The following is a 15,781-nucleotide window of genomic DNA, read 5'->3' on the forward strand; positions in this document are numbered from 1 at the left end:
GAGATGAGGAACACCTCGACTTCGCTCGGTGTGTCAGATGAGGGAGATGGGCGAGATGGGGATTCAGCCAGGGCGGGTTTAGTGAAATTAGGGTTTTCTCCTAAACGTTATCGGTAAAACCCGCCCCTACACACTTCAACACTCAAAACTTTATAACAACGCGCTAACCTATTCCTGGTAGGCTGATAGCTGAGATTAACAGCGTAGATGGCTAATATGGGACTGAATCGGCGGACTTTCCTGCAAAAAGCTGGCTGGGGTCTAGCGGCACTGGGAGTCAGTGAAACGGTACTATCACTCCTTGGTGATAAAAGTTTAGCCGTGCCTTTGTTGGAGCGTTATTTTCAGGTGCTGGCACAACCCGGTGGACGTAAGTTGGCACTTCTGGTGGGGATCAATGAGTATCCGCGCACGACAGCTTTGGCGGGGTGCGTAACGGATGTAGAGTTGCAACGAGAACTGTTAATTCATCGGTTTGGGTTCCAGGCGAACGATATCGTGACGCTGACGAATAGCCAAGCCACTCGCGAGACGATTGAAACCACGTTTATTGAACATTTGACCAAGCAAGCCGAGGCAGGTGATGTGGTTGTCTTCCACTTTAGTGGTTACGGTAGCCAAGTGCAGATGCCTCAGCAAGATGAAACCGTAGCCTCGGCGGTACGCTGGCAAAACAGTTTTGTACCCGTTGATGGGATCTTACCCACAAAAGGCGAACCTGCTGCTAATGATTTTTTAGCAGAAACCTTGGCATTGCTGTTGCGATCGCTAAAGACGGATCAGGTGACAACAGTCCTTGATACCAGTCATACGCAAGCGGTGAATATCCTCAAAGGCAGTTTAAAAGTACGCTCTTCTCCCCGCAAACCCGCCCTAGCGCCGAATCCAGACGAACTGGCGTTTCGAGAACAACTCGTGCAGCGGCTCAAAGCCTCATCCAAACCCTGGAAATCATTAGATAAATCCATGCAAATGCCGGGATTGGTGTTAACGGCGGCGGGTTCGTCTCAACCCGCAACCGAGATGCAGTGGAATGGCTTTAGTGCGGGTTTATTCACCTATGCTCTAACTCAGCATCTGTGGCAAGCCACGGCTGCAACCAGCGTTCAGATTAGCGTCAGTCGCGCCACTGGGATGATTAATCAATTCGCGGGTAATGATCAACAGCCTCAGTTAACGGGTCAAAAGAGCCAAAATTCCTTGCTTGCCTATTACTTATCCCCCAATCCTCCCTTGGGGGCAGATGGAGTTGTCACGGGGATTGAAGAGAATGGCAAAGTGGCACAGCTATGGTTAGCGGGATTACCGGCACCTGTGCTGGATTACTATAGTCCCAATTCGGTTCTAGAGTTGCTCGATGAATCGCTGAGTTTACCGCCGTCGCCGCCCGAAAATTCCTCAGCTACGGATAACCCCGCCCAACCTGTCCCTAAATCCGTTCAACTCCAACTGCGATCCAAAGACGGGTTAACCGCCAAGGCACGTATCCTGAGTGGCAATGGTGGGGAAAAAGTGCAACCGCAAGTGGGTCAACTGATACGCGAACGGATTAGAGTTTTACCCCGAAATATGGGTTTAACGATCGCCCTGGATACTCACTTAGAACGCATTGAACGGGTGGATGCAACCAGTGCCTTTGCGAGTATTCCTTCGGTGTCATCCGTTGTCGTTGCTGGGGAACAAGCAACAGATTATGTGTTTGGCAGAGGAAAAAAACAGGCAACAGAAACATCAGAACCGAAGTTTAAAGGAGGCTATGGACTCTTTTCCCGTGCCCGGAATCCCATTCCGAATAGTTTAGGCGAGGAGGCTGAGGCAGTTAAATCAGCAGTGAATCGCTTAAATCCCAAATTTAAAACCTTGTTGGCAATGAAATGGCTGCGGTTGACCGCGAATGAAGGGTCATCGCGCCTGGGGATGCGGGCGTCGCTGGAAATGATTGCCCCGGAAACCAAGACAATCATCCAACGGGAAACCTGGCGCACGTCTGTTGGGTTCGCTACCAATAAAACGAAGAAAAATGCGAGTAATACATCGCCCTCGGTGGGATCAGCAACAATGCCCAAGTTACCCATTGGTAGTCGGGTGCAGTATCGCGTAGAAAATTATAGCGATCGCCCTTTGTATTTCATGGTGTTGGGTTTGGAAAGTAGCGGCGGTGCGATCGCGTTTTATCAACAACTCCCTTCCCCGGAAGGATTGGAGTCAGAGCAAAATCCACCGTTGATTAGTGGTGCGATCAAACCTGGGGAAACTCTGATTCTGCCCCAACCTTCGGCATCCTTTAATTGGATGATTCCCGGTCCTGTGGGTGTGGCGGAAATTCAACTGATTTGCAGCCCTTCTCCGTTCAAAGGTGCGATCGCGGCATTAGAAGCCGCCATGCGTCCCAAGGGAGAGGGAGAACGAGTTGGTGATTTGTTTAATCCCCTGGAAGTCACACGGGCGATTCTACAAGACTTGCATCAGGCGAGTAACATTACTCCCGATAAGTTGGGTATCGGTTCTGATGTGTATGCATTGGATGTGAATGCTTGGGCAACCTTGAGTTTTAATTATCAGGTGGTTTCTTGATTCGTCATTCGTCATTCGTCATTTGTCATTTGCCATTCGTCATATCATGTCCGCCTAAATAGTCATTATTCCTTTGACCTGCCCTGGAGCCTCCTGCCTTATGCCTTCTGTCCTCTATAGCCTTACCAAGGCAGGTTAGGACATTTTTCCTGTTGCCTCGCGATGCGTCGTAAACCCAAGGCTAGTCCCCAATCCTGTTCCTCTTCCTCGACACCCTGGCGTGCGATCGCGGGTGTAGCGGCGGCGACGCTTGTGGTTGTGGGTGTTCTCAACTATTACAAGTATCCGATTTTGAGTGCGATCGGATTTACGCCCAGAGCCATGTATGAGGGGATTATGGGCGGAGATATTGAAACCGTTAAATACTATCTCGACCGAGGCGTTCATGTAAATGCCAGAGAACATCAGAATCATACACCCTTACACTGGGCGGTGAGTAATAATAAACCTGAAGTTGCCCAACTGCTTATTGATCGGGGGGCGGATCTTCATATCCGCTATGATGCGGATGGTCATACTGTATTGCACATTGCTGTGCAGCATGACACAAAAGCGATGGCAGAACTTCTCGTTGAGCAGGGTGCAGATGTTCACGCGACGGATAACTTTGGCAATAACTGTCTCCATTTTGCTCTGACAAAGCCAAATACATCCTATTACTACGGTATGAGTTTGACTGGACGCAAACCTTCACGGGATGTTGTCGAATTTCTGATTACTCAAGGTGTTGATATTCATGCCCCAAACAAAGCCAGTCACACCCCTTTGGAGTTAGCGCGATCGCACCAAGAGGTTGCTGACTTATTTTACGGTTACAACAGCACTGATTAAACTCTTAGCATGAATGGCACTGAAATAAACAGTGTGAGATCGCCAAAACCTTTGATATACCGTAGGGTGGGCATTGCCCACCAACCTGACGATTAAATTATGGAACAATTACATCAGCCGGGAGATATTATTACCGAACGTTACCGCATACTCGATACCTTGGGTCAGGGAGGTGTTGGCATAACTTACGCGGCTAAAGACTTAAAAACGGGTCAAAACGTTGCCCTAAAAGTTCTATCGCTGCGTCGCATGGAAGACTGGAAAAAGATAGAACTCTTTGAGCGAGAAGCCCGCATCTTAGCTCAACTCAAGCATCCTGCCATTCCCCGTTATTTCGACTACTTCCAAGTTGATACGACTGACGATCGCAGTTTCTATATTGCACCTGTAATTCATCGCGATATTAAACGTGGGATTGCGAAGTAAACTGAGTCAGGTTTTAGCTCTGATCAATCTGGTTTGGAATGGATTGTTAGCGTTAACGATTTGGATGGTTTTAGAATTGTCATTATTTCTGAAATCCTCTAATCTGATTCCTTTAGGGATTTGTGTGCTAATAGGCTTATGGTTGTTAACTCGATTTCTCTACGGCACATTATCTCGGACACGAGTAGAAATTAAAGAGCAGGAGTTCCAGTTACAGAAGTGGTTACTGGGTTCGTGCTATGCTGTTCGGCATTTAAACCTTAATATCAATAACGGCGAAAGCCTTGTAGTGCGTGAAGCGAAGCCATGCCGCAGGCTTTGCATCTTGCTCGCTACTAATACCCAATTTAAATGCATGACAGCTTATCAAACGGTTAAGGGGAATACGGGGGACATTGATCAGGTCGATTTGAAAACTATTCAGTCGCCTATTAGTAACAATACACTTAGATTATGTGTATTTAAATTAAAGCATAAAGATATAATATTTGGTACATTATTAACCCCGTTAGAGAAAAAGTGGATCATGAAAGAAATGGGGAATTTTGTGAAAAAAATCCATGGGTTTAAGTAGTGGCGTGACACACTTAATTAGATAGATTAGATTCGGCTTGTAGTAGGGGATGCAAACCCTAGATTCCGTTGGGTTTCCTTGCGTCAACCCAACCTACAACCTAAAATGTGTAGTCCCTACTCCTGTGAGGAGTTGCGATCGCGGCGAGTCAATGGTCTCAAACCCTAGGCGCTGTGTTCTCTGGCTGTGTTCTCTGTGGCGATTACCGTAGAAATAAGCCATTGTCTGTGCCAAAAACTTGTTAGGATTTGTAACATGGCTAATTCTCGTATCCAAAAATTATTGGGCTATCTGCGCCCTCATACCACTCAGGTATCCTTGGGTATCCTGGCTTTGCTGATTGTCAATGCTGTGGGAGTCTATATTCCCCTCTTGATTCGGGATAGTATTGAGGAACTCCGCATCGCCTTCGCCTTTGATCAGGTTGTCGGACTGATCTTTATCCTGGCATCCTTGATGTGGGTGATTCGCATGGCGTCGCGTATCCTCATCTTTGGAGTGGGGCGTCGGGTAGAATTTGACCTCAAGCAAAAGATTTTTCAGCATCTGCTTACCCTAGAACCGTCTTATTTCTCGACGAATACAGCCGGTGATTTGATTAACCGCGCCACGAGTGATGTGGACAATATCCGCCGTCTTGTCGGGTTTGCGGTGTTGAGTTTAGCCAATATTGTCTTTGCCTACGGTTTGACGCTACCCGTGATGATGTCGATTGAGTGGCGGCTGACGTTCTTGGCGCTGGCGGTTTATCCAGTTATGTTGATCACAGTGCGTCTGTTTAGTGATAAGCTGCGTACCCAACAGCAGGCGGTTCAGGAAGAACTCTCTAATCTTAGCGAATTGGTTCAGGAAGATATGAGTGGTATCTCCCTGATTAAAATTTACGCCCAGGAAGAAAATGAACGCCGTGCCTTCCGAGGTTTGAATCAACGACTGTTATCGGCAAATCTGGGATTAGCCAGCACTCGTAATGTCCTGTTTCCAGTGATTGAAGCCCTATCCTATATCAGCTTACTCCTGTTGATGTGGTTTGGATCGGGTGCGATCGCGCGGGGGGCGATTACTATAGGAGATTTTGTCGCCCTGATTCTTTATGCGGAACGCTTAGTCTTCCCCACCGCCTTACTCGGATTCACGATTACTACCTATCAACGGGGTGAGGTGAGTATTGACCGAGTAGAGTCAATTTTAACCATTGAACCCAAAATTAAAAATGCCCCCGATGCGATCGCGCTTCCAGAACCGATTCAGGGGGAGTTGAAAGCCGATCGCCTCAGCTATACATTCCCTGATGCCAAAACTCCCGCCCTGCAAGCCGTTGACTTTCATATTCATCCCGGTGAAACGGTGGCAATTGTCGGGGCGATTGGTTCCGGAAAATCAACCCTGGCAAATGTTTTGCCTCGCCTGTTAGATATTGCCCCGAATCAGTTATTTCTGGATAGTTCCGATGTCACTCAGATACGCTTACCCGATTTAAGATCCGCGATCGCCTACGTTCCCCAAGATAGCTTTTTATTTAGTACCAGCCTAAAAAATAACATTGGCTACGGCGCACCGGGAAGCGAACAGCCGCAGATAGAACAGGCGGCTAAACAAGCCCAAATTCACTCCGAAGTTCTCAATTTTCCCCAACAGTATGAAACAATGGTGGGAGAACGGGGAATTACTCTGTCTGGCGGTCAGCGTCAGCGCATCGCCCTGGCTAGGGCTTTAGTGATGGATGCGCCGATTCTGATTTTAGATGACGCCCTCTCTAGTGTGGATAATCAGACGGCAACCCAAATTTTGGCAAATCTTGCCACAGGCGTTGACCGCAAAACGGTGATTTTCATCTCCCACCAACTCTCCGCCGCCGCTACCGCTGATCGGATTTTTGTCATGGATGCGGGGAAGATTGTGCAAATGGGGACTCACTCTGAACTGATCCAACGTCCAGGGCTTTATCAAGACTTGTGGAGTCAGCACCAGATTGAGGAAGTTTTGCATTAGTTACAGGGAACAGGGAACAGGGAACGGGGAACGGGGAACGGGGAACAGGGAACAGGGAAAATGTAAAGTTTTGGTAACGAATAATTAGAATTGTCACCGATTTAATTAAAGGTAAAAATCGATACAATTCTCCATCAGTACAGTAGGTTAGTATTCAAAGGGACATTGTGAAAAGCAATAGTCAAATGTTTAGCATTTGCCTCAATCGTGCATTTGACCTATCGTTGCTTTATGCAGCTTCATGGAATACCAGGGATTCGCGCTCAGGGTGTTTGGCTTTTGTCACTTCCCCAGGTTTTAATTAAACAGGGAAGAACTGAGAAATCTTAAACGGAATAATTAATCCAGATTGCAATAAGATGATTAATTAATTGATCACGTCAACAACAAAAAGCAACGGTTAAAGGATTATTGGACAGTAGAGAGGCACTTAACGGGAGAACATTTCGGGAACATCAGTAATGAGCGAATTCAACCAGTCAGTGATCAGATCTGGTGCTGCGATCCGTGTTGGCATTTTACATTCTTTAAGCGGCACGATGGCGATTAGCGAAGCCTCGTTAAAGGATGCAGAATTGATGGCGATCGCGGAAATTAATCAAGCGGGTGGTGTCTTAGGACATCAGATAGAACCCGTGATCGAAGATGGCGCATCCGAATCGGCGACGTTTGCGATTAAAGCCAGAAAGCTGATCGAACAAGATCAAGTGGTTACCATTTTTGGCGGGTGGACTTCTGCAAGTCGCAAGGCGGTTTTACCCATCTTAGAAGAACTCAACGCCCTGATGTGGTATCCGGTTGAATATGAAGGACTCGAATGTTCTCGCCACATTTTTTATACGGGTATTTGTCCAAATCAACAAGTTGGTCCAGCGGTTAACTGGTTGCTGGAACATAAGGGGAAGCGCTTTTATCTGATTGGATCTGACTATGTTTTTCCCCGAACCGCGAACAAGTTAATTAAGGCGCAACTTAAACAGCAAGGGGGAAGTTTAGCGGGGGAAGAATATGTTCCTTTAGGGATGACAGAGTTTGGCGATTTGATCGCTAGAATTAAAGAAGCTAAACCGGATGTGGTCTTTAATACCCTGAATGGGGACAGTAATTTAGCGTTTTATCAACAGTACCAAGAAGCCGGAATCACGGCAGCGGAGATTCCTATCTTAGCGGTGAGTGTCGCTGAAGAGGAACTGCGGCGAATGGGGGGGAATATCGCGGCAGGTCATTATGCCAGTTGGAGTTACTTTCAGAGTATTAATACCCCGAAAAACCGCGAATTTGTCCAGAACTTTCAGGCACGTTATGGTCAAGAACGGGTGACCAGTGATCCGATTGAGTCGGCGTATACCCAGGTTTATCTCTGGAAACAAGCCGTAGAAAAAGCGGGTGGCTTTGATGTGGAATCAGTGCGAGAAGCGGCGTATGGGCAAACGTTTGCAGCGCCGGGAGGGAAGATTCGGATTGAGACAAATAACCATGTCAGTAAACATTGCCGGATTGGTAAGATTTTGGAGGGTGGTCAATTTGAAATTGTCTTTACCAGTGTCGGACGCCTTAAACCTCAGCCTTGGTTGGGAATTGAAAAGTTAAGTAATCAGATCTCACCCGTGGTCATTGATATGCTGGCAGAGGTTTCCCAATCAATTCAATATAACTGCCAACTGGAACAAAAGTCCCGTGAATTGGAAGCGGCGATGGCGCAACTGGTGACGACGAATGAAAAGTTGCAACGCACTCAAGACCAATTATTGCAAGCCGAAGCCCAATTTCGCGAGTTACAAGATCAAGAAAAACTGTTGAAACGTCGCTTGTCGAGTCAAATTCGCAGTTCGTTGGAATTAGAACAGATTTTGAAGACGGCGGTGAGTGAAATCTGTAGTTTATTGCATATCGATCGCTGCCAGTTTTTGTGGTATCATCCTTACGGTACTCCTCCTCGCTTTGAACCCATGGAAGTGGCGGGAGAGTTAAGTGAAAATAAGGGAGTGCAATGGAATACGGCGGACGAACTTTTGCCGGATTTTCCATCAATGATTCAGCAGCAATCGTTGCTACGGATTGACGATATTGCCAGCGATAGTCAGCTTAAGGGTAAGACGCGCGATCGCTTCCTCAATTCTGGACTGCAAGCTTTGCTAATTGTACCCCTACAAACTCGCAGCAATAAAATTGGTGTGGTGGTTTGTGAACATTATCAGGAGAGTCGCTACTGGAGTGAACAGGAAGTTGAATTAATTGTTTCAGTAGTTGACCAACTATCGAGTGCCATTGATCAAGCTGAACTGTATGCCCATAGTCGCACAACCGCCGCCTTAGCCACCGCGCAAGCGGAACAACTGAAGCAAGCGTTGCATGATTTAAAAGCCTATCAAGCGCAGTTAGTGCAGACGGAAAAAATGTCCACATTAGGGACATTAGTCGCCGGGGTAGCCCATGAAATTAATAATCCCACCAGTTTTATTTACGGTAATCTCCACTATGCCAAAGAATACACCGAGGATTTATTAGAAATGCTGCGGTTGTATCAAGAGTATTATCCTGAACCCGCACCCGAAATTCAAGATCATGCCCAAGCGATTGAGTTAGAGTTTCTGATCAAAGACTTGCCCAAAACTCTGGGTTCCATGGAGATTGGGGCGGAACGGATTCGTCATTTGGTGTTGAGTTTGCGGAATTTCTCGCGTTTGGATCAAGCCCAAATGCAACCCATGGATATTCATGAGGGGATGGAGAGTACCTTACTATTATTGCGGAATCGGCTAAAAGGGAATGGTCACAATCCAGAGATTGAATTAGTGAAAGAGTATGGGGAGTTACCCTTGGTTGAGTGCTATCCGTCGCAGCTTAATCAAGTGTTTATGAATCTCCTGGGTAATGCAATTGATGCGTTAGAGGAAGTTGTCGCCCGGAATGAGACAAATTTTTCGCCGATGATTCGGATTCAGTCAGAAGCGCCATCGGCTGATTATATTCGGGTGAGAATTAGTGATAATGGCTCAGGGATGACGGATGATGTGAAGTTAAAGTTATTTGATCCGTTTTTTACGACTAAGCCGATTGGTAAAGGGACGGGTTTAGGACTCTCGATTAGTTATCAGATTGTTGTAGATAAGCATAAGGGAATTTTGCAATGTCACTCTACTCCTGGACAAGGAACTGAGTTTATTATTGAGATTCCGGTGCAACAAAATCGTCAAGTTGCTGTGAGTCAGGAGATGAATATCCGACTGAAGGCTCAAACCCATTAAGGAGTTGAACCGGATATGATAGAACGGGGCGGTTGTAGACGCGGAGCGGCTTCCCGTAGGGTAACCGCAGCTACACACACTAAACCCGCCTGCGCGGGTTTCATCTAGCTGGAGGTTCCCCGAAGTGCGATCACATTTATGGTGACAAATCCAGGATTAACCACCTGTAGGGGCGACCCGCTTGCATCAATTAAAAACTTCCATCCGTTTAATTGGGTTGGGTCGCCCTGTCTTATTAATTTGGCTAATTAATGCTAAAACAACAGCAGCCTTTCAGTTCTACTAGCCGAGTGATTTCCTTCTCTTGATGATTCTCTGTGGAGTTGCACTGAATTCAAGTTTCAGTTGCCTTGCTCCCCATTGACTAGCTTAGGAAATATCAGCGTTTAAATGGTTGGCTGCTGTTGTTTTTAGATGAGACAGATTTATTGATTTAGCCAGCGTTTTTACCTCTTCTTTTGAATCTAAACGTTGCTTTTGTATCTGTCCGGTGAAGCTTTATTTGCTTCATATTTCTACTTTACCACCTTTGATTGAAAGGACAAGGGAATGATACGTAAGTTTACTTTTATGGAGGAAAATGTGAAGTTTGATTAATGCTTTCCCGATTTGGATATGCTTGACAGACCACTAGGAGCAGAGGAGAGCCTCCTCGCGATCGCGGTTTCTCCCTTCCTGAAACACTTGCTTACATCTGAGCTGAGAGGAGAGGGCGACCCGATCAAATTGAGTGGACTACAATTGTTAATTAATGCAAGCGGGTCGCCCCTACCAGGTATATTTATATTGACAAAATGCCAAACTCACGCTTACTTGACTGTCGAACTACAATCTGTCTAAAAGATAAAGTAAGTTCAGAATGCTTGCAAATCAAACCTTGTTTAACTACCATTCTCCTTCGATGACACGACGATGAGTTGAGCGCATTGCTTGTAGAAGTTGCGTCTCCTCTTCGTCAGGTCGCCCTCTCCTATTCATTTGGCTGGAAATGCTAAAACAACAGCAGCACGTCCGATCGACTTGCTGAGTGATTTCCTTCTTTTAGTAATCCTATCTGGAGTTGCACTGAATTCAAGTTTCAGTTGCCTTACTCCCTATTAACTAGCTTAGGAAATATCAGCGTCTAAATGGTTTGCTGCTGTTGTTTTTAGAGAAGACAGATTGATTGATTTAGCCAGCGTTTTTACCTCTTTCTTTGAATCTAAACGTTGCTTTTGTATCTGTCCGGTGAAGCTTTATTTGCTTCATACTTTTACTTTACCACTCTCAAGTTGAAAGACAAGGAAATGATATGGAAGTTAACATTTGCTCGAAAAATATTAAGTTAAGTTACGATTATGGGCAACAATTGATGATCCGGCGATCATCCTGAACCAGTCGAAAATCAGGATCAAATTGAACAGTTCAATCTCTGGATTAAGTAAAAATACTTAGAGACTATTTGCAGAACACATAATTTGTGGCGTGAGGGTGGGTTTTACTGGGGGTTATCAATGGAATGCATTGATTGTTCTCTAAACTGCTCCTACTGGCGCTGTACTGGCTTTATACCGATCGCGACTGAACTGGCAAGTGATTAGATGATGGGGTTAGTATAGCAGGGAGTATTTTTACAAAAGTTCATTCTTTAGACTCAGAAATTTCCATGACGGATAGGGTAACAACGATGTCCAACGATGTTGATGCGAAGACAGATACAGATATTGAAGCGAAAGCGAAGCAAGTCCGCCTACTGCTTTACTTGTGGGATCTGGGAGGTTCAGATGTTAAGAGGGGTGAACTGACTAAACGACTGAAACGGAAGAAGGAAACAGCCGCTGATTATCAGGATAGTTATGAGACGTTAGAAAACGAGGGTGCGATCGCGGTTTCTCGGTATAAGGTATCTCTGGAACAGCCCAAGGGATTGCAAATGCTGGAAGCAGGGCTGAAAAGTGAGGCGTTTGAGTTTGAGAGTCAGATTGGCGCGAAAACCGCGAATGCGTTACTCAAATGGATTCGAGAACAAGATGTGTCGGCGGGTAGCGTTGGTGATGGGGCGGTTGCAGCCGGGAAGACTGGGGAGAGTGCGATTGAGCAAAGCTCAGCGCCAAAGGCGATCGCGTCTTATGATCAGTTTAAGCAAGTGGCGTTGGATGTCTACGATCAGCTTAACCGCGACTATAACTTAGATGACTTAGTACCGATTTATCGGATAAGGCGAACCATTGGCGATCGCGTGTCTCGTTCCCAGTTCAATGACTGGATGCTGGAAATGCAGGCTAACGATATCTTACAGCTTCAAGGTGGCAGCGTAGAAGATAGCGCACCGGACAAGATTGAAGATTCCATCACAACCGAATTGGATGGATTACGCTGCTATGCCCGACGTTTAACATCATAAAGTCTACAGTCTCTCTATATCGTCTTGGGTGTACTACTGATTCACTTCACATCACACAACAAGGATTAGGTTCATGTCTTCCATTGAAGAATTAATCACAAATAAAAATCCCTTTGCAGGACATACTGTAGTTACACCACTACAGATCTGGGGAAAAAGCTTTCCTGATGTTCCCTCAATAAATGCTCATGCATCTGATGCTGTATTTGATGCGGTGGCTAAAGTGCGTCGCGGGGAACGTCAAACCGTAGGAATTACGATTACGGCTGAAAAAGGGTTAGGCAAAAGCCATATTATCAGTCGGATTCGCCATCACTACCAAGCCAATAGTGATGCGTTGTTTATATACATGAATAAATATGACAACTTAAATAAGATCAATACTCTATTTAACCAAAATGTAGCCACTAGCCTTAAAGCCTTTGGTAGCCAAGGGGTCATGCAGTGGCAAGAATTGGCGGCTGCTTTGATTAATGAAGCCAAAAACTGGAATTACACTCCTCGACAATATATAGCAATTTTTCCCAAGTGGTTGAGCAAATACTCAAACCAAACCATCGATATGCTCGCCAATCCTGTGCTTCAGATTAAACCAGATATTGATAATCCTTATATCGTAACAGCAATTTTGTGGACGCTTTCTTCTGCTCATGCTCGATATGCAATTCATTGGCTTTCTGGTGGCGAGTTAAGTCAGATACAAGCTGAGACAATGGGGCTACCCAATCCTAAAGGAGAAGACAGAGAAGCCGACGCATTAAATAATGCTCGCCAAATTCTCGACATCACCAGTGATTATCGAGTACCCGTGATTTGCTTTGATGAGTTAGATATTGTAGCGATTGATGATAATGGCTTTACTGTAGCCCAACTTGTTGCCAGTTTGGTCAAGGACTTGTATAACACTCTCAAACGCGGTGCTTTCTTGCTCGCTATGTATGCTGATACTTGGAGTCAGCAAGTGAGAAGTTTACCTCAAGCTGAGGCGGTAGTGGCTCGTTTGGCTAGTGAAAGAGCAGATATGCAACCGCTAAAACTGGACTATTTAAACTCAGATAAGGTAATTGAACTTGTTTCCTATTGGCTCCAAGAATTCTATGATGAAAATCAACAAACACCACCTGATCCGATTTATCCATTTGATGAAAACAAATTAAGGGAGCTTGGTAAGCAAAAACCTACGGTAAGGGCAGTGATTCGGTGGTGTGCAGAAAACTTTAAGCTTTCAGAAAATGGCAAAACCAAAAATATTGTTGAGCTTTGTTATCAAACACAGTTAGATGATATTCCGCGAAATATAGATATATTATCAGAAGAGTACAATAATGACATTGCTGATGCTTTAGAATTAGCTTTCTCAACGCTCTGCCAGCAAACAATAGAGGGAGTAACTATTGATAGAGTAGAAGAAATCCAATGTAACAGCGTGGATCAAGGATATATTCACTTCAAAATCGTTGGCAGAGAAAATGAGCAAGAGGTTAAAATTGGAGTGGCTGTTCTTGAGCAATCGGGAGGAAGGTATCAGGGGGCTGCCTTAAAGCGGCTAATTGATTATAAAAAATTTGACTTAACTCGTGGTTGCTTAGTTCGTTCTAAGAAAATTAACTCTGGAGCGAGATTAGCTCAAAATAATGTCGGGAAGCTTTTGCAAGAGAAAGGCGGAGAATGGGTGCTTTTGCAAACTAAAGATATAACTCCACTTCTGGCTATTCTATTCGTCTATAAAAATCGGGAAAGTTACGAACTCAGCAATAATCAGATATTTGATTTTATCAAGCAGAAGCGTTTAGCCATTGATAACGCACTCATTCGAGAAATTTTAAGTGATCCGTCGGGTCAAGAACCTGATAATCTAACGGATGATGATTTGCCGATGAGAATTCCTCAGACTGTTGCTGATGTAGACAATAATATCGAATTAAACGTATAACTTGATAAAAATGAACCAGCAGGTTTTACTTCAAACCGCATTTTGTCTACCCACCCCAGATATCGAAGCCTTGATCGAAGGGCGAATGATCGCCGCTATTCCTCGAATATTCTTGAATCCGGGACGACAATTTGCGCTTTATCCCTCAGATGTATCTAGTAACGCTCTGCCTATCGAACAATATTATCGCTCTAACTTCATCCCCACTGCCCAAAAAAGTCTGGCTGAACTTGGTTCTGAGACAGTTCAAATTAAAGCCTGGGCAAAATGCGAACGTTGTCAAGTCTTGGATGATTCCGAATCCCTTGATTTTTTATCCCAGTTAACTGTATGGACAAAAGCCGGATTAGAGCAAACTCGCGTCAAACGGGGTCATATTTTTTTAGCCTACTTGCGGGTTTATCGACTCCCGCAACCGATTGAAATTCCTGTCCATCCGAGTCCCCGATTTATTCCGCTTCCCCAACCTTTAACCGTGACTCAAGACACACCTGTTTTGAGTCAAACCTTCTTTGAACAGCGCTGTCGCCAGATGGAAGAACGACAGCCGCCTCAACATCCGGAATTAGAGGAATTACAGAGTGCGATCGCGCTATTATCAAACAGTAATCTAGCGGCTAAAGAACTTGACCAAGATATCAAACAATTCTTAGGCTGGAGTAGCCAATCAATCGGGAGATTTGATTCTGATTTCATCTGGATTAAAACAATCGCCGATGTCGGTAACTCTAGCGATGGTCATCACTTTGAAAAACTGGTACGAAAAAGCTTACTAAAATTAGGATTTACCAACTCTAGAAATGACCCAAAAGCTAGCCTAAATCCCGAAGCAACTGGCGGTGCTGGCGGGATTGATTTTTATGCGGATGCACCTTATCCCATCGTTGGCGAATGCAAAGCAACTAAAAGTGAAAAAGTACCCAGCAGAACTCCAGGACAATTAATTCAACTTGGTAAAAATCACCTGCAACAAGACTACGATCCTTGTATAAAACTCATTGTCGCCGCCGGTGAATTAACCCCAGATGCTTTACGAACAACTTTAAATAATCAGATTAGCGTGATTCGTCCAGAAACTCTCCAACATCTCGTGGAATTGCAAGCCCAGTATAAGGGTGCGATAGACTTACTGAAACTCAAAGCCTGCTTGCAAGATGCCTATGGGTTAGCCGATGATAAAATCGAGCAATACCTAGTAGAAGTGCGTCAAGACATCGCCGTGCGATCGCACATCGTCCAATCCGTTAAATCCTTCCAGGAAAATGCAGGGTTAGGCGAAGTGGGAGTTGATGCGATTTATGGTGCGTATATCGGTTCGAGTCCCCCCAAACCCTTAATGCCGAATGAATTGCGTGATATTCTCATTGAACTATCCTCGCCGTTAACAGGCTACTTAGGGAGAAGTAAGGGTAATGAATTGAACCGCGATCGCTTCTATTTCTTGCGCGATTTACCTCTAATTCATTAAGGTTAAGAAACCTTTTGTTGGGGACTCTTCATGAACATCTGTATCAACTTCATGTTGAAACCCCTACTAAATAAGAGATCCCCCTAAATCCCCCTTAAAAAGGGGGACTTTGAGAAATTTATTGTTCCCCCAGATACAAAAATATGCTCGCATCCTCTGGATTTTCTCATGAAACAAAAAGCGAAGAATCCTTTGGTCTCCCCCATGAAACAAAAAGCGAAGCATCCTTAGTCCTCCCCCCTCTTGTAGCTCACAAGGGTAGGTTTTTTAAGATTGGGGTTGAGGTAAGACAAGGTAGACAGGTAGACCATCACTTCGACTTCGCTCAGCGACCGTAGACAAGGAAGAGTGA

General features: G+C 45.2%; 9 protein-coding genes. All 9 read left to right on the forward strand.

The features are described from left to right. Window positions 1–207: 207 nt before the first annotated feature. The gene (locus RH949_RS05665) at window positions 208–2,574 is read left to right on the forward strand and encodes a caspase family protein (protein WP_446352176.1); all 2,367 of its coding nucleotides are present in this window, start codon (window positions 208–210) and stop codon (window positions 2,572–2,574) included. A 162-nt stretch (window positions 2,575–2,736) separates the two neighbouring features. Beyond that, window positions 2,737–3,405 (forward strand): ankyrin repeat domain-containing protein, encoded by a 669-nt coding sequence (locus tag RH949_RS05670; RefSeq protein WP_446352177.1) that lies wholly within the window; start codon window positions 2,737–2,739, stop codon window positions 3,403–3,405. A 99-nt stretch (window positions 3,406–3,504) separates the two neighbouring features. Beyond that, window positions 3,505–3,831 carry a protein kinase domain-containing protein gene (locus tag RH949_RS05675; protein WP_446352178.1) on the forward strand — a complete coding sequence of 109 codons (327 nt, stop codon included), beginning with the start codon at window positions 3,505–3,507 and terminating at the stop codon, window positions 3,829–3,831. Further along, entirely contained in the window at window positions 3,815–4,405 is a 591-nt protein-coding gene (locus RH949_RS05680) for a hypothetical protein (protein ID WP_446352179.1), read from the forward strand. Before RH949_RS05675 ends, RH949_RS05680 begins: the two co-directional genes overlap by 17 nt. Window positions 4,406–4,660: 255 nt before the next feature. Next, window positions 4,661–6,397: an ABC transporter ATP-binding protein gene (locus tag RH949_RS05685; RefSeq protein ID WP_446352180.1), complete on the forward strand. Its 1,737-nt coding sequence runs from the start codon at window positions 4,661–4,663 to the stop codon at window positions 6,395–6,397. 461 nt (window positions 6,398–6,858) lie between these two features. After that, window positions 6,859–9,645: an urea ABC transporter substrate-binding protein gene (gene urtA / locus RH949_RS05690; RefSeq protein WP_446352181.1), complete on the forward strand. Its 2,787-nt coding sequence runs from the start codon at window positions 6,859–6,861 to the stop codon at window positions 9,643–9,645. Between the two features lie 1,666 nt (window positions 9,646–11,311). Further along, window positions 11,312–12,028, forward strand: a complete 717-nt coding sequence (locus tag RH949_RS05695; RefSeq protein ID WP_446352182.1) for a hypothetical protein — start codon at window positions 11,312–11,314, stop codon at window positions 12,026–12,028. 73 nt (window positions 12,029–12,101) lie between these two features. Continuing rightward, window positions 12,102–13,961 (forward strand): hypothetical protein, encoded by a 1,860-nt coding sequence (locus RH949_RS05700; protein WP_446352183.1) that lies wholly within the window; start codon window positions 12,102–12,104, stop codon window positions 13,959–13,961. Window positions 13,962–13,971: 10 nt separating this feature from the next. Beyond that, window positions 13,972–15,429 carry a DUF1802 family protein gene (locus RH949_RS05705; protein WP_446352184.1) on the forward strand — a complete coding sequence of 486 codons (1,458 nt, stop codon included), beginning with the start codon at window positions 13,972–13,974 and terminating at the stop codon, window positions 15,427–15,429. Window positions 15,430–15,781 lie beyond the last annotated feature (352 nt).

The organism is Coleofasciculus sp. A1-SPW-01 (assembly GCF_040217205.1).
Taxonomy (GTDB): Bacteria; Cyanobacteriota; Cyanobacteriia; order Cyanobacteriales; family Coleofasciculaceae; genus Coleofasciculus; species Coleofasciculus chthonoplastes_A.